At 64.9% G+C, this 18,747-nt stretch carries 15 protein-coding genes and 1 tRNA gene; 11 read left to right on the forward strand and 5 right to left on the reverse strand.

All coding sequences use genetic code 11. The features are described from left to right. Positions 1–47: 47 nt before the first annotated feature. A complete protein-coding gene (locus tag ABWP92_RS09985; RefSeq protein ID WP_353235224.1) occupies positions 48–950 on the reverse strand; it encodes a DMT family transporter in 903 nt (300 codons plus the stop codon). 221 nt (positions 951–1,171) lie between these two features. Between ABWP92_RS09985 and ABWP92_RS09990 the strand changes: the two genes are divergently transcribed. Both ABWP92_RS09990 and ABWP92_RS09995 read left to right on the forward strand, forming a co-directional pair. Continuing rightward, entirely contained in the window at positions 1,172–2,161 is a 990-nt protein-coding gene (locus ABWP92_RS09990) for a quinone oxidoreductase family protein (RefSeq protein WP_353235225.1), read from the forward strand. A 1-nt stretch (position 2,162) separates the two neighbouring features. Continuing rightward, positions 2,163–2,954, forward strand: coding sequence for an NUDIX hydrolase (locus tag ABWP92_RS09995; protein ID WP_353235226.1), 792 nt, complete (start codon positions 2,163–2,165; stop codon positions 2,952–2,954). Here the strand turns inward: ABWP92_RS09995 and ABWP92_RS10000 are convergent. After that, positions 2,939–3,904: a LysR substrate-binding domain-containing protein gene (locus ABWP92_RS10000; RefSeq protein ID WP_353235227.1), complete on the reverse strand. Its 966-nt coding sequence runs from the start codon at positions 3,902–3,904 to the stop codon at positions 2,939–2,941. The two genes, ABWP92_RS09995 and ABWP92_RS10000, sit on opposite strands and share 16 nt — an antisense overlap. A 101-nt stretch (positions 3,905–4,005) precedes the next feature. On the opposite strand from ABWP92_RS10000, the gene ABWP92_RS10005 reads away from it, so the two are divergent. Beyond that, positions 4,006–5,031 carry a bile acid:sodium symporter family protein gene (locus ABWP92_RS10005; protein ID WP_353235228.1) on the forward strand — a complete coding sequence of 342 codons (1,026 nt, stop codon included), beginning with the start codon at positions 4,006–4,008 and terminating at the stop codon, positions 5,029–5,031. Between the two features lie 2 nt (positions 5,032–5,033). Here the strand turns inward: ABWP92_RS10005 and ABWP92_RS10010 are convergent, their stop codons facing one another. Next, positions 5,034–6,716, reverse strand: a complete 1,683-nt coding sequence (locus ABWP92_RS10010; protein ID WP_353235229.1) for a Na/Pi cotransporter family protein — start codon at positions 6,714–6,716, stop codon at positions 5,034–5,036. A gap of 242 nt (positions 6,717–6,958) precedes the next feature. Between ABWP92_RS10010 and ABWP92_RS10015 the strand changes: the two genes are divergently transcribed. The 6 genes from ABWP92_RS10015 (at position 6,959) to ABWP92_RS10040 (ending at position 14,988) form a co-directional block, all read left to right on the forward strand. After that, positions 6,959–9,151: a TonB-dependent receptor gene (locus tag ABWP92_RS10015; RefSeq protein ID WP_353235230.1), complete on the forward strand. Its 2,193-nt coding sequence runs from the start codon at positions 6,959–6,961 to the stop codon at positions 9,149–9,151. A 22-nt stretch (positions 9,152–9,173) separates the two neighbouring features. Continuing rightward, a complete protein-coding gene (locus ABWP92_RS10020) occupies positions 9,174–10,412 on the forward strand; it encodes a PepSY-associated TM helix domain-containing protein (RefSeq protein ID WP_353235231.1) in 1,239 nt (412 codons plus the stop codon). A gap of 200 nt (positions 10,413–10,612) precedes the next feature. After that, a complete protein-coding gene (locus ABWP92_RS10025) occupies positions 10,613–10,870 on the forward strand; it encodes a hypothetical protein (RefSeq protein ID WP_353235232.1) in 258 nt (85 codons plus the stop codon). Further along, positions 10,867–11,226, forward strand: a complete 360-nt coding sequence (locus ABWP92_RS10030; RefSeq protein WP_353235233.1) for a hypothetical protein — start codon at positions 10,867–10,869, stop codon at positions 11,224–11,226. Before ABWP92_RS10025 ends, ABWP92_RS10030 begins: the two co-directional genes overlap by 4 nt. Beyond that, positions 11,223–12,767, forward strand: a complete 1,545-nt coding sequence (locus ABWP92_RS10035) for a PepSY-associated TM helix domain-containing protein (RefSeq protein ID WP_353235234.1) — start codon at positions 11,223–11,225, stop codon at positions 12,765–12,767. Before ABWP92_RS10030 ends, ABWP92_RS10035 begins: the two co-directional genes overlap by 4 nt. Before the next feature lie 49 nt (positions 12,768–12,816). Further along, complete coding sequence (locus ABWP92_RS10040) at positions 12,817–14,988, forward strand: TonB-dependent receptor (RefSeq protein ID WP_353235235.1); 2,172 nt, start codon at positions 12,817–12,819, stop codon at positions 14,986–14,988. 165 nt (positions 14,989–15,153) lie between these two features. On the opposite strand, the gene ABWP92_RS10045 is transcribed toward ABWP92_RS10040, so the two are convergent. Both ABWP92_RS10045 and ABWP92_RS10050 read right to left on the reverse strand, forming a co-directional pair. Beyond that, positions 15,154–16,158, reverse strand: coding sequence for a Bug family tripartite tricarboxylate transporter substrate binding protein (locus ABWP92_RS10045; protein ID WP_353235236.1), 1,005 nt, complete (start codon positions 16,156–16,158; stop codon positions 15,154–15,156). Between the two features lie 91 nt (positions 16,159–16,249). After that, complete coding sequence (locus ABWP92_RS10050; RefSeq protein ID WP_353235237.1) at positions 16,250–17,452, reverse strand: pyridoxal phosphate-dependent aminotransferase; 1,203 nt, start codon at positions 17,450–17,452, stop codon at positions 16,250–16,252. Between the two features lie 127 nt (positions 17,453–17,579). Between ABWP92_RS10050 and ABWP92_RS10055 the strand changes: the two genes are divergently transcribed. Beyond that, complete coding sequence (locus ABWP92_RS10055) at positions 17,580–18,524, forward strand: LysR family transcriptional regulator (protein WP_353235238.1); 945 nt, start codon at positions 17,580–17,582, stop codon at positions 18,522–18,524. A 65-nt stretch (positions 18,525–18,589) separates the two neighbouring features. Next, positions 18,590–18,679: transfer RNA gene (locus ABWP92_RS10060), tRNA-Ser, on the forward strand. The last annotated feature ends 68 nt before the right edge of the window (positions 18,680–18,747 follow it).

Raw genomic sequence — 18,747 nt, forward strand, 5'->3', positions numbered from 1 at the left:
TCCCGATTGCACTCCAACGCGGCTGCGTAGAGATCGTAAACACGTTCTCAGGCGCGGCGCGATGAGACCACGATGCCGGCCACGATCAGTGCGAACGCGAAGATGTGATAGAGATGCGGCGCCTCGCCCAGCAGCGCCAGCGACAGCAGCGCCGCGAACAGGGGCGTGAGATTGATGAAGAAGCCCGCGATGACAGGGCCCGCGCGCTGCACGCCAAGGCCCCAGCAGCGGTACGCCAGAATGGCCGGCCCGGCGACGATGAAGGCCAGCGCGGCGGCCAGCGGCCAGCTCCAGGCGATTTCGTGCTGGCCCGTGGACCATTCGATGCCCGCGAATGCGCCCGACCAGCCCAGGCCGAACACCATCTGCGCGATCAGGAACGCAGCCCAGTCGCCACGGATGCTCGCTGGCTCGTCGGTACGCACGAGAAGCCAACTGTAGAACGACCACGAGATCACGGCCAGCACCATGTAGATATCGCCGATGACCAGCCGCAGCGACAGCAGCTGTCCGATGCTGCCACGGCTGAGCACCATCAGGACGCCGCAGATCGACAGCACCGCGCCCGCCACCTGAGCGCGCCTGGGCGGCACGCCGAAGAACAGGGCGCCGATGATCAGCATGCACACGGGCGTGCCGCTGCCCACCAGCGTCACGTTGAGCGCGGAGGAGGTCTGCAGCGCCATGTATTGCAATGCGTTGTAGCAGCCCACGCCGAGCAGGCCCAGCATGCTGTAGCGTCTCCAGTGCGGCCACAGCGGGCTGTCCGCGCGCAGCGTCTTCCACGCGAAGGGCGCAAGGACGACGAAGGCCAGCGCCCAGCGGATGAAGTTGAGCGTGATGGGCGGAATCAGTCCATGGATGAGCCTGCCGGTGACCGCGTTGCCCGCCCAAAGGAGCGGAGCGGTCGCCAGAAGCAGCATGGTGCCGGGTGAGAGTTTCTGGGACATGGGGCGGCCATTGTAGGCAGTTGAAACGGCCCTGGCGTGGCGCGGGCCGATGACTGCTTCATCGAAAGGCGCGGCGATGGCTCGGGCGCCCTTTCATGGCGGCGGGTTTCCCGCATCTCCTGCATGATGCGCCGATTCGTGGCAGCATACGAACCCGTCATTGCGCCGCATGCGCAAAGGTCCTTTCATCCGACGTCACAACAATCCAGGAGAACGATCCCATGAGCCTTGCCGTACAGATTCGCCAGCATGGCGGCCCGGAAGAATTGCAGCTTGTCAATGTGCAGGTGGGCGAGCCCGGCCCCGGAGAGATCCGCATTCGCCACAAGGCCGTGGGGCTGAACTTCATCGACGTGTATCACCGCACGGGCCTGTACCCGCTGAAGATGCCCGCGGGCATCGGCATGGAGGCCTCGGGCGTGATCGAGGCCGTGGGAGAAGGCGTGCAGCATTTGAAGGTGGGCGACCGCGCGGCCTACGCGGGAGGGCAGGCTCCGGGCAGCTATTGCGAAGTGCGGGTGATGTCCGCGATGCATGTCTGCAAGCTGCCTGATGCGATCAGTTTCGAGACCGGCGCGGCCATGATGCTCAAGGGACTCACGGCGCAATATCTGCTCAAGAAGGCGCGGCCCGTGGAAGGGCTGGAGCCGGGCGACTACGTGCTGTTCCATGCGGCGGCCGGCGGCGTGGGCCTGATCGCCTGCCAGTGGGCTCGGGCGCTGGGCTTGCAACTGATCGGTACGGCGGGCTCCGAGGCGAAGTGCCAGTTGGCGCTGGCCAACGGCGCGGCGCATGCCATCAACTACAACACGGAAGACTTTGCCGCGCGGGTCAAGGAGATCACGGGCGGCAAGGGCGTGAAGGTGGTGTACGACTCGGTGGGCAAGGACACCTGGGACAAGTCGCTGGAGTGCCTGCGGCCCTTTGGCCTGATGGCGAGCTTCGGCAACGCGTCCGGCCCGGTGCCGCCCTTCGCGCCGGCCATCCTGGGTAAATACGGCTCCATCTACGTGACGCGCCAGACGCTTTTCACGCACCTCAGCTCGCGCGAGGCGACACAGGCCATGGCCGACGATCTGTTCGCCGTGGTGGCCAGTGGCGAGGTCAAGATCCACATTGCGCAGCGCTACCCGCTCAAGGACGTGCAGCAGGCCCATCGCGACCTGGAAGCGCGCAGGACGACGGGATCGACCATTCTCACGCTCGATTGAGATGGCTGCCGGCTGGCTTGCCGCCGCGAGGGCGTGGGCGAATCGTCCCGCACTGCCGCCGCGCGTGCCGTTTCGAGTGGATGGGGAGTGCGTCGGGTCGGTGCAGGTGCGGGTGCTGGAGTGCCTCGGCGCGGATCTCGCGGGCGGCCATCGCCTGCGGTTCAGCGACGGCGCGTGGCAGTTGTGCAGTTCAGCCGAAGGCGCCACCGCGGCGATGAATGCGCTGGCGCGGGCCATGCGCGAGGCGCGGCTCAACGGTCCCTGGCGCGATGAGCAGCTCGCGGTGTGCAACGAACGCGGTGAGCGCATCGGCACCATCGAGCGTGGCCTGGTCAGGCCGCTGGGCATTGCGACGGCGGCCGTTCACCTGATCGGACTGGCGGAGGATGGCCGCATGTGGGTGCAGCAGCGCGCATTCAGCAAGGCCAACAACCCGGGAATGTGGGACACGTTGATGGGCGGCATGGTGTCCGCCGCCGATTCGCTGGAACAGGCGCTGGCGCGCGAGACCTGGGAAGAAGCCGGGCTGCGCGTGGCGGATCTGCCCGGGCTGCGCCACGGCGGCCACGTCGATTTCGCGCAGCCGGCGGAAGAAGAAAACAACGCGGGCTACATGCGCGAGCGCATCGACTGGTTCGCGGCGACGGTGCCCGCGCATCTGCGGCCCGTCAACCAGGATGGCGAGGTGGAGCGCTTCGAGCTGATGACCATCGCCGAAGTGCAGCAGCGCATGGCGCGCGCGCAGTTCACGCCCGAGGCCACCTTGCTGCTGGCCGATCATTTCGGCTGGTGAGGCCTGCCGGGCGCCCTGGAGTGCTTGCGCTCGGGCGCGGGCATGGATTCGAGGGCGGCGAGCTTCTTTGCCTGTTCCCGCACCAGTTGCCACGCCGTCTGCGCCAGCGGCGACAGCGCGCGGTTGCGCCGCCGCACCAGCATGACCTGCCGGTCCATGCGCGGCGCGAGAGGCCGCACGCACAGCGTCTGCAGCCCTTGCGGCGGCAGCGCGAGCTGCGGGATGACGGCCACGCCGAGTCCGGCCTCCAGCATGCGGAAGATGGTGGTGGTGTGGCCCACCTCCTGCGCGATCGTGCATCGCACGTCCAGCCGGGACAGGGCTTCGTCGATCAGCCTGCGGCTGCCGGACGCATGGTCGAGAAGCACCAGCGATTCGCCGTTCAGGTCCGTCCAGTTCACGCTGCCCTTGTTCAGGCCGAGGCGATGCCCGGGCGGGCAGGCCAGCAGGAACGGCTCGGTCAGGATCGTCTCGCAGGCCAGCGCTTCGCGTTCCTGTGGATCGATCACCACGCCGAAATCCACTTCACCCGAAAGCACGCTGGCAAGCGTTGCGCTTTGCACGCGGTCGAGCAGCATGAGCTCCATGCCGGGATGCCGCAGCCGGCACTGCGCGATGCACTCGGGCATCAGGTTGGCGGACAGCGTCGGGCTGCTGGCGACGCGCACGCGGCCGCGTGTGCCGGTCGCCATGCCGGCGACGTCGGCGAGCGTGGCGTCGAGATCGTCCAGAACGCGCGGCAGCCGGGCGGCCAGGCTGTGGCCAGCGTCGGTCAGCTCCACCTCGCGCGTGGTGCGGTTGACGAGCTGCAGGCCCAGTTGCGCTTCAAGCTCGGTGATGCTGCGGCTGACGGCGGGCTGGGTGAGGCCGACGGCGTGGCCGGTGCGGCTGAAGTTGCGCGTGTGCGCCACCGAGAGAAAGACCTGTAGCTGGCGCAAAGTCACATTCATGATTCGGATTCATGAAATTATCAGATAAATCGATTTTACTTTGACCTCGCGGTGCGTTCCAATCGGCCCCTGTATTCCATAACAGGTTTTCCCGATCCGCCATGGCCCGCCCCCGATTTCTTCCCGACAACTTCACGCTCATGCTCATCGCCACGGTGGCGCTGGCGAGCTTTTTCCCGGTCTCCGGCCAGGCCGCGCATGTGTTCGAAGGACTGACCACCGCGGCGGTCGCGCTGCTGTTCTTCCTGCATGGCGCCAAGCTCTCGCGCGATGCCGTCCTGGCGGGCATAGGCCACTGGCGGCTTCACCTGCTGGTGTTCGCCACCACCTTCATCGTGTTCCCGATCATCGGCGTGGCGCTGCGCCCGGTGCTCGAGCCCATCGTGACGGCGCAGCTCTACACCGGCGTGCTCTATCTGTGCGTGCTGCCGGCCACGGTGCAGTCCGCGATTGCCTTCACCGCCATGGCGCGGGGCAACATGTCGGCTGCGGTCTGCAGCGCATCGGCATCGACGCTGCTGGGCATCGTGGTGACGCCGCTGCTGGTCAAGATCGTGCTGCCGCAGGCAGGAGGGGCGGGCGCGCAGCATGACGCGCTGCACAGCATCGGCAAGATCATGCTGCAGCTGCTGCTGCCGTTCCTGGCGGGCCATTTCCTGCGCCCCTGGATCGGCGGCTTCGTGAAGAAGAACGCCAAGGTGCTCAAGGTGGTGGATCAGGGCTCGATCCTGCTCGTGGTGTTCACCGCGTTCAGCGCCGCCGTCGTCGAAGGCATCTGGGGCAGGCTGCCGCTGCAGGCGCTGTTCGCGTTGCTGCTCGTGAGCGCGATCATCCTGGCGCTGGTGCTGACCTTCACGACCTTCATTTCACGCAAGCTGGGTTTCAGCAAGGAAGATGAGATCACGATCGTGTTCTGCGGCTCCAAGAAGAGCCTGGTCAGCGGCGTGCCCATGGCGAAGGTGATCTTCCCGTCGGCGGATGCGGGGCTGATCGTGCTGCCGCTGATGATCTTCCACCAGCTTCAATTGATGGTGTGCGCGGTGCTGGCCCAGCGCTATGCCCGCAGGCCCGGGCTTGCCGCCGGCGGCGGGAGCGACGGCGCCGCCCCGGCCAGGGCGGGAGCCTGAGTTCACGCGCCGTTGTGCTGCTGCGCCGGCGCGGAGGCCGCGGCCTCGTTGATCGCCTTGACGCGGCTTGGAACCAGTTCGCCGGCGGATTCGAGAATGGGGTAGGCGATCGAGCAGATCAATGAGTTGATGCGCTTGAGGTCGCTGATCAGGTCGATGTGCAGCGAACTGGTCTCGATGCTGGGGACCGTGTTGTCGGAAAGCCGCGCGAGGTGGGTCGATGAATAGGTGCGCTCCAGGTCGCGAAAGCGCACTTTCTCTTCCAGCAGCGTCTGGGCGTCGCGTACGTTGCCGTTCAGGAAGACGCTCATGCCCAGGCGCAGATTGCCCAGCAGGCGGCCGTGCAATTCGGTGATCTCGGCCATGCCGGCCTCGGAGAACTTGCGGCCTTTGCGGATCTTCTTGTCCTCGACGTCGATGATGATGCGCTCGATGATGTCGCCGATCTGCTCCATGTTGATGGTGAAGCCGATGATGTCCGCCCAGCGCTTGCTCTCTTCCTCGCCCAGCGCTTCGCGGGAAATCTTGGTGAGGTAGTACTTGATGGATGAATAGAGCTGGTCGACCTCGTCATCCATCTGGCGGATGCGCTGCGCGAGCTGTTCGTCGTTCTTTCTGATCACGTCGAGCACGCCGGTCAGCATGGTCTCCACCACGTCGGCCTGGTACAGCGCTTCGCGCGCCGCGCACGAGATGGCCAGCGACGGTGTGGACAGCGCCGAGGGGTCGAGGTGCTGCGGGCGTTTTTGCTTGTCTTCGACGGGCTTGGGCATCAGCTTGATCATCAGATCGGCCACCCATTGCGTGAAGCCGATGAAGCCGACGCTGATGATGACGTTGTAGGCCAGGTGGAACAGCACCACGCCATGGGACTCATGGGGAAGATAGGGCTGCACGTATTTCAGCCATGCGCTGATGAACGGCGTCATGATGAGCACGCCCAGAATCTTGAACACCATGTTGCCGACGGTGACCTGCCGCACCTCGACGGCGGACTTGGCCGTGGTCAGCACCGCCAGCAGGCCGCTGCCCAGATTGGCGCCGAGCACCAGCCCGAGCGCGACGTCCAGCGGCACCACGTGCGAAGCCGCCATGGCGGAAATCAGCAGCACGATGGCGAGGCTGGAGTAGGCCATCACGGCCAGCACGCAGCCCATGAACAGTTCCATCGTGATGTCGCTGTTGATGGAGGCGAGCATCGCCTTGATGATGGGCGATTCCAGCATCGGGCCGCTGGCCTGGACCACCATTTCCAGTGCGAGAAGCATCAGCCCCAGGCCGATCAGCACGCGCCCGACGCGCCCGGCGGTGCTGGCCTGGCGGGTGACGAACAGGATCACGCCCACGAGGATGAATACCGGCGACAGCCATGACAGATCGGCGGAGAACAGCACGGACATCAGCGCAGTGCCCACGTCGGCTCCGCGCATGACCGCCAGCGCCGCTGGAAGGGCGATCAGGCCCTGGCCCACGAAGGACGATGTCATCAGCGACGTGGCGGTGCTCGACTGCACCAGCGCGGTGACGCCCATGCCCGAGAGCGCCGCGGTGAACCGGTTGCCCATGCTGCGGGCCAGCAGGGATCGGAGGTTGGCCCCGAAAACGCGCAGCACGCCGGTGCGCACGAGGTGGCTTCCCCATACGAGCAACGCGATGGCGGCTAATAAATTCAACAAATGCTTCACTGTTGCTCGAGTCTACATCCATGTGACGGAAATATGTCGGTCGCGCGATTGGGGGTGACCCGGTGCGGGAGGCGGGGCTGACGGCGCTTCAGGGACGCTTTTCCGTTTGCCCATCCGACGCCGATGTTGATCCAGGCAGATCCTTTTTCTCCCCCAAAGGCGGCACAGCCACGGCATGGATATTTGAATAATGGATAATCAAATGGGAATAATTTCCATTAGTGTTTCTAATTAAATAAACCATGATCACCAATACGCTCATGCGCCCAGTGGCGCTTTTCTCGTTCACACCGCTGGTTCTTGCCATGAGCGCGATGGCGCAGACCGTGGCGCCGCCCGCCGAACCCAGCCTGAACGAAGTGGTGGTCAATGCCAGCGCGGATGCGTCTGCGGAAGGTTTGAGCAAGCCTTTCCCGGGCGGGCAGGTGGCGCGCGGCGCGCGGGTGGGCATCCTGGGGACGCAGGATTTCATGGAGACGCCGTTCCAGACCACTGCGTTCACGCAGGAACTGATCGCCAATCAGCAGGCGCAGAGCGTGGCCGACGTGCTTCGCAACGCGCCTTCCGTGAGGCAGGCGCGTGGCTACGGCAACTTCCAGGAGGTGTATGTGGTGCGCGGCTATCCGCTGTACTCGGACGACATCGCCTACAACGGGCTCTACGGCATGCTGCCGCGCCAGTATGTGGCTTCGCAGTTCTTCGAGCGGGTGGAAGTCCTGCTGGGGGCCAGTGCGTTCCTCAATGGCGCCGCGCCGGGCGGATCGGCGCTGGGCGGATCGGTCAATCTGCTGCCCAAGCGGGCATCCAACGAGCCGCTCACGCAGGTGAGCGCCGGCATCGAGAGCGGCGGGCAAGGGTTCGTGGCGGCCGATATCTCGCGGCGCTTCGGGCCGGATCAGAGCACCGGCGTGCGCCTGAATGTGGCGCACCGCCAGGGCGATACGGAAATCGACCGCGAAAGCCGCGAGCTCAGCATGCTGGGGCTGGGGCTTGATTGGCGCTCGTCCAAAGTGCGCCTGTCCGCGGACCTGGGCTACCAGGACCACGATCTGCGCGCGGGCCGGGCGCAGGTCACTCCGGCCTCGGGACTGGCGATTCCCTCCGTGCCAAGCCGCACGGGCAACTACTCGCAGCCCTGGACCTACTCGAAGGAGAAGGATCTGTTCGGCACCGTTCGCGCGGAATGGGACATCAACGATCAGGTCACGGCCTGGGCCGCGGGCGGCGTGCGCGCGGGCGAGGAGCGCAACGTGCTCACCGGCATCACCATGCTGGATGCGGCAGGCAACGCGATGACGTCGCCGTTCGACAACCATCGCAAGGACAACATCCGCACGGGCGAGGTGGGCCTGCGCGCCAGGTTCGCCACCGGTTCGGTCGGCCACCAGGTGGTTGCCTCGCTGAACAGCTACAGCGGCACGGAGCGCAACGCGTATGGCATGGCGTCCGGCACGGACACCAATCTGTACAGCCCGGTCGATGTGGCGCGCAGCACGCAGTACGTATGGAGCGGCGGCGACCTGGGCAACCCGTCGCGCGTGGGGGTCGTCAAGACCCGAAGCCTGGCGCTGGCCGATACGCTGTCGTTCATGGACGGCCGCCTGCTGCCCACCATCGGCCTGCGCTACCAGAAAATCGAGCAGACCGGTTTCGACTACAGCTCCAAGGAGCAGACCAGCCACTACGACAAGTCGCGCGTGACGCCGATGGCCGGCATCGTCTTCAAGCTGCAGCCGTCTCTGTCGCTGTATGCGAGCTACATCGAAGGCCTGCAGCAGGGAGACACGGCCCCGATGACGGCAAACGGCCTGCCGGTGCTCAATGCGGGCGCCTTGCTTCAGCCGCTGCGCACCAAACAAAAGGAAGTGGGCGTGAAGTGGGAGCAGGGTGACCTGGGCGCGAGCGCCGCGTACTTCATCTCCGACAAGCCCACGAGCTTCGTGCGCGATCAGGTGTTCTCCGAGAACGGCAAGGAAACCCGCAAGGGCGTGGAGCTGAGCGTGTTCGGCCAACCGGCCAAGGGCCTGCGCCTGCTGGGCGGAGTGACTTTCCTCAACGCCCGGCAGAATGACACCGATGGCGGGCTGCTGGACGGCAAGCGCGTGATCGGCGTGCCCAGGCAGCAGCTCTCGCTCAACGCCGATTGGGACGTGCCCGGCGTGCGCGGCCTGGCGCTCAGCGCGCAACTGCTCCACACCGGCAGCCAGTGGGCCGACGGGGCCAACACGCAGAAGGTGGCGAGCTGGACGCGCACCGACCTGGGCGTGCGTTATCTCATGCCGATCGGCGACACCCGTCTGCTCACGCTGCGCGCCAATCTGAGCAATGCATTCGACAAGAACTACTGGGCTTCCGTGGGCGGTTTCCCAGGCGCCAACTACCTTGTGCAATCCACGCCGCGCACATTGGCCCTGAGCGCCACGGTGGACTTCTGAGGCGATAGCGGCAGCCCGGGACATGCGTGCATTCTTCACGGTGATCCACCGTTGGCTGGGTCTGTCGGTCGCCTTGTTCCTGATCATCGCCGGCGCGACCGGCGCGATCATTTCATGGGATCATGAGATCGACGAGTGGCTCAACGCCGACGTCATGCATACGCCGGGCCGCGGGCCGCTGCGCGATCCGCTCGAGCTGGCGGATGCCGTGCGCCGGAGCGATCCAAGGGTGGACATCTCATACATGACGCTGGCGCTGGAAGAGGGCCATGCCGCGCTCTTCATGGTGCGGCCGCTCGTCGATCCCGCCACGCAAAAGCCGTTCGCGCTCGACTACGACACGGCATTCGTCGATCCGGTCACCGCGCGGATCACCGGCCATCGCAGCTCGGCGAGCGTGTCGCTGTCCAGGCGCAACCTCATGCCCTGGCTGCGGCACCTGCACGAGAGCCTGCACATTCCCCCGTTCATGGGCAGCGACCGCTGGGGCTTCTGGCTCATGGGCGGGGTGGCGCTGATGTGGCTGCTCGACTCGTTCGCCGCCATGGTGCTGACCTGGCCCGTCAAGCTGCGCGGCGGGCCGCGCCGGGCGGCAGGCGGCCATGCCGCGCCGGGATGGCTCTCGCGCTGGAAGCCCTCCTGGCTCGTGCGCTGGCGCGCGGGCGGCTACAAGCTCAATTTCGACCTGCACCGCGCGGGCGGCCTCTGGGCGTGGGCGTTCATCCTGATCATCGCGTTCACATCGTTCTCGCTCAACCTGTACCGCGAGGTCTTCTATCCCGTGATGTCGCTGGTTTCAACCACCACGCCGGGACCTTATGAAACACTGCGGCGCGCGCCGCTCGGAGAAGACATCACGCCCCGGATCGGTATCGCGCAAGCCATCGCCGCTGCGGCGAAAGAGGCCGAACGGCTGGGCTTCGAGCATCCGCCGGCGGGCATCTGGTGGGGTGGGGACTATCCCTTCTACAACATCTCTTTCTTCGATCCGGTCAACGAAAACGCAGCCTTCGGCATGGGGCTCTCGAACATCTACGTGAGCTCTGAGGATGGCAGCGTTCTCGGCACCTACCGGCCCTGGCACGGCACGGCGGCCGACGTCTTCGTGCAACTGCAGCTGCCGCTGCATTCGGGCCGCATTCTCGGGCTTGCCGGGCGCGTGATCATGTCCGTCATGGGACTGGTGGTGGTGATGCTGTCGGTGACAGGCATCGTGATCTGGGAGCGCAAGCGGCGGGCGCGCGCCGCCGCACGCCGATAAGCCAGGTCATTGCGGTGGCTGCTGCGTCTTGAGAGGGGGACACCTGTTGAAGCGTTGCTATTGCGCAACAAAAAGAACGGACGAACCCGCCTGGATGAACCGATCGGCACAGATAAAGACCTGATTCAGTGCCGTTATGCTAGCTATCGAAAATACAAACGAATATCATTTGCGTTTTGTAAATTTCTGTGAAGCACCAAATGCTTGTTCTGGGTTGGGTGGCCGCCATCGTGTCTGGATGGTTCATGTGTCTGGCGGCGCCACGTTTTGATTCGCGGTTGCAAGGGGGAATCGGCTTTCTGGTGGGGGCCGTTTTCTTCATTGCAAGCGCAACGTCTTTTGTCCGGGCCGGATTGGGGCTTGCCGAGGCGATCGCCTGTGCCTTGGCCTTGCTCATGCTGGCCGTGCCTTGTGTGAGCTGGTTTCATGCTCCGCGCAAAAAGAGCGTCAAGGCATGAGCGCCGAAGCACTTGGCGCCAAGGCGCGTGACGAAGTCTCTGGCATTGCCGGCGGCGAAGCTGGAAACAAGGAAAACGGGAACAGCAAGGCGGAGTCGCGCCACCTGTTCTTCAAGGGCGTGGCCGGGCTGTTGCTGGGCTTCCCCCTGTCGCTGTGGATCAGCTGGCTGGTCATGTACTCGGGGTGGGGGCCGGCATTCGCACCGGCGCGCGATCAGGTGTCGATGTGGTTGGTGGTGCCGCTGTGGTGCACGGTCCTGTCGGTGAGCTTCCTGGCGGAGAGCCGCGTGCGCTGCCTGGCCTGGCTGCTGGCGGCCAATATTCTGGCAGCCGGGCTGTGGTGGGGGCTGCAATGAAGATCAATGCACAAACGCTGCGCGACTATCTTGCCGTGCATAGCTGGGTGGGGATCGTCTGCGGACTGCTGCTGTTCATCGCTTTCTACGCTGGCGCCTTCTCGATGCTGGAGCCCGAGATCCGGCGCTGGACGCAGCCGGCGGTATCCAAGGTCGACGTCAGCCACGACCCCGACCAGATGCTGCGGCAGTTCCTTGAGCAGCACCCCGATGCCAAGGGCAGGCTCAGCCTGCGCCTGGCGGGCGCGGACAGCGAGACGCCGTTGCTGCGGCTGTCATCCAGGGACAGCGAGCAGTGGTTCGAGCTGCAGCGCGACGGCAAGCTGCGCGACCCCGGCATCGGCAAGGAAGAAGACAACAGCGGCAACTTCGTGGATTACCTGCACCGCAAGGGCGGATTGCCGCTGCCGCTCGAATGGGCCGAGCCGGTGATCGGCGTGGTGTCCCTGCTGTATGCGCTGGCGCTGGTGTCGGGCGTCGTGGTGCTGCTGCCGTCGCTGGTGAAGGACCTGTTCTACCTGCGCATCGGCCCCAACCTCAAGCGCATGTGGCTGGACCTGCACAACCTGTTGGGCGTGGCGAGCCTGCCGTTTCATATCGTGATCGCGTTGAGCGCGGCCGTGTTCGGCCTGCACGACTGGATCTACGCCGCGCAGGACAAGTTCATCTACCGCGACGGATTGCAGGCGACGGTGCAGCGCGACAGCATCAAGCACCCGCAGGTCGAGCGCGAGCAATGGCTGCCGCCGTCGGTCCTGATCAGCAAGGTGCGCGAGCAGGTGCCGGATTTCGAGCCGCAGACGCTGGACTATGTGGGTCTGGGCGGCAAGCGCACGCTGCTCCTGGTGGCCGGCTCCGATGACCGGCATTTCAAGCGCGGCGCGCAATACGGCTTCGCCTTCGTCGACCTGGGCACCGGCCGGATTTATGACCGGATCTATTTCCCGGGCGAGAAAAGCAGCGCCCTGGGGGCTTCCCTGGTGAGCTTTTTCTCGCTGCACTTCGGCAGCTTCGGCGGCAACCCGGTGCGGGTGCTGTACATCCTGCTCGGCCTGAGCGGCGCGCTGCTGTTCTACACCGGCAATCTGCTGTGGATAGAAACCCGCACCAAGCGCATGCGCAAGACACGAGCGATCGAGGAGCGTCCGCGGCACGTGCGCATCATGTCCGGCGCCACGCTGGGCGTGTGCGTGGGCTGCGCGGCGGCGTTGCCCACGGCGCTGGTGGCATCACGGTTGTTTGCACCGCACGTGGTCGACATCAACAGTGTTCACCAGGGTGTCTTCTATGCCGTGCTGTTTGGCTGTGTTGCCTGGGCCTGGCGCGTGGGCACGCAGCGCGCCGCCGGGGCCTTGCTGTGGCTGGCCGCGGCCTGCAACGCGCTGGTTCCATTGCTGGCGGTGCTGCAGAGCGCGGCGCCCATGCTGTTCAGCGCGCCCCTCTACAAAACCTATCAGCCCAGCTTCGTGCTGCTGGAGGGGTTGTGCGCGCTGCTCGCATTGTTCTTTGGATGGCTGGCACTGCGCCACCGCTGGGGCTAGTCATCCGACCCATTTCACTCGTAGTTCCATCATCAAAAGGTATTTGGCTATGCAAAAGCATTCAGCGCGTTCGGCATTCAGGCCGCGGCTCAACCTCATAGTCCTGGCGCTGGTCGCCGCCGGCGCCGCCCCCGCGGCGCTGGCACAGTCGAACACGCAGGATGCCAGTGAATCGCAGGCGCAGCCCGCCTCGCTCCCGCAAGTCAACGTGCGCGACAAGTACGAGCGCGAGGATCTGCCCGCGCTCGCTCCGGGCCGCAAGGCCGCCAGCGGCGCGCGCCTGGGTATTCTGGGCGCCACCTCGATCATGGATGCGCCGGTGCACGTCAACGCCTACACCCGCGAGCTGGCCGAGGACTGGTCCGCGCTGTCGTTGCAGGACGTGCTGGAAAACGACGCTGCCGTCGTGTTCACCACCAACAAGGGGCACCTGCTGCAGAACTTCAACCTGCGCGGGCTGGACGTGACGGCGATGGACATCGCAACGAACGGCCTCTACGGCATCGCGCCGGCCAACTCCGTGCCGATCGAAATGTTCGAGCGCGTGGAAGTGATGCGCGGCCCGAACGTGCTGCTGTCCGGCATGCCGCCCCTGGCCAGCGTTGCGGGCTCGGTGAACATGGTGACCAAGCGCGCGCTGTCCCAGCCCGTCGCTGACTTGACGACCACCTACGTTTCGGATTCCTACCTGCAGGTGCATGCTGACGTGGGCAAGCGTTTCGGCCCCGAGCAGCGCCTGGGCGTGCGCTTCAATGGCGTGTATGGCTCGGGTGACATGGGCGCCGAGGACGAATCGCAGAAGCGCCGCGTGGGCGCGCTTGGCCTCGACTACGTGGGCGACAACTACCGCCTCTCGCTGGACGCATACAGCAGTGTCAACAAGATCGACGGCGGCAGCCCGGGCATGTTCAGCTTCTCGGGCAATGCGTCGATTCCCGGCGTGGGCATGGTTCTGTCGCCACCCAGGGGCGACGTGAACATGTTCCGCGGCACGCATGGCCAGTACGACAACAGCGGCCTGCTGGCGCGGGCGGAAGTCGATTTCAACTCCAACTGGCAGGGCTACTTCGCGGCGGGCGGCTCCGAGGCGGAAGGCAAGGGCCTGCTGTTCGGCACGCGGGCCATCGTCACGGGAGCGGATGGCACGACCCGCGGCGCCATCTACAACGTGCACACCCAGTCCGAGCGGCGCACCGCCGAAGCCGGCGTGATCGGCAAGTTCGCCACGGGCGACGTCCAGCACCGCATGCAACTGTCGTTCAATATCCTCAAGCACAAGGAAGGCACCTACAACACGGCGTGCAACTATTGCTACACCACCAACATGTACGACCCGACGACGCCGACCTTCCCGGACGCGCCCGTCTGGAAGGGCTACACGACGGAGAACGAATTCCGCTCGTTCGCCCTTGCCGACACGATGGGCTTCGCCGATGACAAGGTGCTCGTGACCCTTGGCCTGCGTCACCAGACCGTGAAGACGCCGCTGGTCAGCGGCGCGGCCTCCGACTACAGCAAGAGCCATCTGTCGCCGATGGCCGCCGTCATCGTGCGCCCATGGGGCGAGGACGTTTCGCTGTTCGCCAACTACACCGAAGGCCTGGAGCCGGGCAGAATCGTCGGCACGGGCTACGCCAACACTGGTGAATCCCTCGCGCCCATGAAGACCAAGCAGGGTGAGGTGGGCGTGAAGCTCAAGACCGGCGAGATGACGCATACGGTCAGCGCCTTCCAGATCGAGAAGCCATCGATCGTCACCAACAGCAGCAACTACCAGGTGATCGACGGCAAGCAGCGCCTGCGCGGGCTGGAGTGGAGCGCGTTCGGCAGGATCGCTCCCACGCTGTCGCTGCTCAGCGGCGTGGAATACATCAAATCCCGCCAACTCAACACCGGCTTCGAAAACTACGGCGTGCCCAAGCTGCGCGCCCGTATCGGCCTGGATTGGGACACGCCTATCAAGGGCCTGACCGCTGGCGGCCGCCTGCTCTACACCGACGCCCAGTGGGTGGATTCGGGCAACAAGCTGCGCATTCCTTCATGGACGCGCCTGGATCTGGTGGCCAGGTATGAAACCAAGTTTGGCTCGACGCCCGTGCGCTTCAACGCCAGCGTGGAAAACGTGACGGACAAGAAATACTGGATCGGCATGTTCACCGACGGCTTCGTGATGCCTGGCGCGCCACGCACCTACAGGATGTCGGCCACGGTGTCTTTCTAAAGGCTGTTCGTGATTTCCTCGCGTCGCGCATCACCATGCGCACCGGGGAGCCAGGGCCGCTTCTTGTGAGGTGGATCCGGTAAGGGAAAACGGGCTGATGGCCCGTTTTCCTTTTGGCGGCGCGTTTCGTGGCCGCCGGGCTTTCTGCTAGAGGGCGCCGCGCCGTCAATCCAGCGCGATATTCGCGCCCTTCACGATTTCGCTCCACTTGCGTTTGTCCTTGACGAGGAAGTTCAGGAAATCCTGCTGCGTGCCGCCCACCACCTCAAGGCCGTCGTTGGTGAAGCGCTGCTGGATTTCGGGCAACTGCAGCACCTTGGCCACTTCCTTCTGAACCCGGTCGATCGCCGCTGGCGGCGTGCCCTTGGGCGCGCAGATGGCGCTCCAGCCCACGGGGGCAAAGCCAGGGACGCCAGCCTCGGAGACGGTCGGGATCTCCGGGAACGCCTTGAGGCGGTTCGTGCCGGCGATGCCGAGCGCGCGCAGTTTGCCGGCCTTCACGTGCGCCATGGAACTCACGGGCTGATCAAAGATCAGCGAGACCTGCCCGCTCACCACGTCCGTCATGGCCTGGCCCGTGCCTTTGTAGGGGACGTGCACGATATCGACGTGGGCCATCGCCTTGAAGCTCTCGCCCGCCAGGTGGCCCGCCGTGCCGTTGCCGGAAGATGCGAAGTTGATCGTGCCCGGATGGGCCTTGGCATAGGCCACGAACTCATTCACATCCTTCACGGGAACTGCGGTGTTCACCAGCATCATCAGCGGCGCGTTGACGAGGTGGATCACGGGGATGATGTCGTTGTCCGCGTCGTAGGGCAGGTTCTTGGTCATGTAGGGCTGAATGGCCAGCGTGCCCGTGGCGCAGACCATCATGGTGTGGCCGTCACGCGGCGCACGCAGCATACCGTCGACGGCGATGTTGCCGCTCGCGCCCGGGCGGTTCTCCACGATCACCTGCTGGCCCAGCGCCTCGCTGAGCCTGGGTCCGATCACGCGGGCGATGATGTCGTTGGAGCCGCCCGGAGCAAACCCCACCAACAGGCGAAATGGCTTGGATGGAAAGGCTTCGGCAGATTGCGCCGATGCCGCGCCCGGCAGCACCGCAAGGGCGAGGCTGGCCGCGACGGCGCATTGGATTCGCTTGAAAAAGACTTTGCGGGTGTGCAGCATGGTCTGGGCTTTCTTTCAATGAAGGAAGTGGGGCGAAAGGGGGGATTCAACGGAACTCGTTGGCAGGCCTGTGCAAGAAACGGTCCTCTGCTCAGGCCAGGTCGGCGCGGCCTTGTGCGAGACGGCGGCAGGCCTCGAGCAGATGCGGCGTATCCGCCGCGAACGAGATGCGGAAATGCGTGGGCACGCCATAGGCGCTGCCCTGGAGAACGGCCAGGTTCTGCGAGTTCAGCAGATGCATCACCCAGTCGTCGCTGCTCTCGATGCTGTGCCCTTCCCTGGTGCGCAGGCCAAACAGCCCGCTGCATGAAATGAAGGCATAGAACGCCCCTTCAGGTGCATGGCACTGCAGCCCGTCGATCGCATTGATGGCCTGCACCACGACGTCGCGTCGCTGCTGGAACGTCTTGCGCGAGGCGCCGATGAAATCCTGCGGCCCGTTCAGCGCGGCCATGGCCGCGGCCTGGCTCACGGAGCTTGCGTTGGAGGTGCTCTGCGACTGCAGCTTCACCATCGCATTGATCAGCGGCGTGGGTGCGGCGCCGTAGCCGATGCGCCAGCCCGTCATCGCATAGGCCTTGGAGACACCGTTCACGGTCAACGTGCGCTCCTTGAGCTCGGGCGCGACTTGCGCCATGGTCGCGAAGGCGCGGCCGTCATAGATCAGGTGCTCGTAGATATCGTCGGTCATCACCCAGACATGCGGATGGCGCACCAGCACATCGGCCAGCGCGCGCAGTTCCAAGGCGGAGTAGGTTGCGCCGCTCGGGTTGTTGGGCGAGTTCAGCATCAGCCAGCGCGTCTTGCCGGTGATGGCGCGCTCCAGGTCCTCGGGTTGCAGCTTGAAGCCCTCGCTGGACGGACAGTTGACGAATACTGGCACGCCTCCTGCAAGCATCGTGATGTCGGGATAGGAGACCCAGTACGGTGCCGGAATGATGACTTCATCACCTGCGTTCACGGTACTGAGCAGGGCGTTGAAAATCACTTGCTTGGCGCCATTGCAGACCACGATTTCCTTGTCGGTGTATGCAAGCTGGTTCTCGCGCTGGAATTTTTGCACGATGGCGGCCTTGAGTTCGGCCATTCCGCCTACGTCCGTGTAGCGCGTTCTGCCTTCGGCCATGGCCCGGGTGGCTGCTTCCTGGATGAACGCCGGAGTGTCGAAATCGGGCTCGCCGGCCGTCAGGCTCACAATGTCGCGTCCCTGGGCGCGCAGCTCCCGGGCGCGCTGACCTGCCATGGAACTGGGTGAAGGCTTGATGCGTTGAATGCGTTGCGAAAGCTGAATCATGAATTCTTATCTAATGGAGGCTGGAAATGTCATTGTGTTGATTGGCATCAAGCCTTCCAAGCGAGAAATTTGCGTTGCCTCCATTCCATTTGTTCATACCCGTGAAATCCCCTAGGGCCCAATCGTCATGACGTTCAAACAACTGGAGGCGTTCTATTTCAGCGCGCGGCTGCTCAGCTTCAGCGCCGCGGCGCAGCGCCTGTGCACCACGCAGTCCGCCATCTCCAAGCGTGTCGCGGAACTGGAAAGCGCCGTGGGCGGCATCGTCTTCATCCGCCAGCCCCATGGCCTGGCCACCACGCCCCTGGGCATGCGGCTGCTGCCGCTGGCCGAGGAGACGCTGCAGCTTCGCAAGCGCATCGAAGATGAAGCCAATGCCGAGAAGGGCGTGCAGAGCATCTTTCGGCTGGGCATCACCGAGCTGACCGCGCTCACCTGGCTTACGCGCCTGGTTACGCAGCTACGCATGGACTTCCCCAGCGTCAAGGTCGAACCCGTGGTGGATGCCGGCCTGCCGCTATTGCAGCGTCTGGAGAACAACCAGCTCGATCTGGCCATCCTGCCGGGCTCCTTCTGGGGGCAGCAATATCTGACCATCCCGATCGGCCAGGTCGAGGAGCCCTGGGTCGCGAGCCCCGCGCTCGGTATCCCCGGGCGGCCACTGCGGCCCGAGGAGTTCGCCAACTACCCGGCGCTCGAGCAATCGGCCGGTTCGGGCAAGTCGTTGTTCTATGAGTCCTGGCACCAGCAGCACGGCTTCAGGTTCAACAACATCTTCGCCACCAACAGCCTGCCGGTGCTGCGCGAGCTGACCATAGGCGGCTTTGGCATCAGCCAGCTGGCGATGGACTTCGTGCGCGAGGACATCGACGCGGGGCTTCTGCAGATCGTGCGCAGCGACCCCATGCCGCCGCCGATGACCTATTGCGCTGTCTACCGCCGCGACAACTATGACGTACGGCTCAAGCAGGCGGCACGGCTTGCGGCGCAATTGTGCGACTTTTCCATGATGACGGCGCGCACCCTGGCTGCCCGCGCGGGAGTCGCCCGCACGCAGCGGTGCGACGAGTGAAGAAATTGGGAGGGCTTGGCCTGGCGTGCCAAAACTTCCTGCTACAATACTAGCTTCGACGCTGCGGAGAGGTGGCAGAGTGGTCGAATGTACCTGACTCGAAATCAGGCGTACGTGCAAGCGTACCGAGGGTTCGAATCCCTCCCTCTCCGCCAAACAGCGTTGGAGCGCGGCTGTAGCTCAGCTGGATAGAGTACTTGGCTACGAACCAAGGGGTCGTGGG

The sequence above is a fragment of the Diaphorobacter ruginosibacter genome (assembly GCF_040396215.1).
Taxonomy (GTDB): Bacteria; Pseudomonadota; Gammaproteobacteria; order Burkholderiales; family Burkholderiaceae_C; genus Diaphorobacter_A; species Diaphorobacter_A ruginosibacter_A.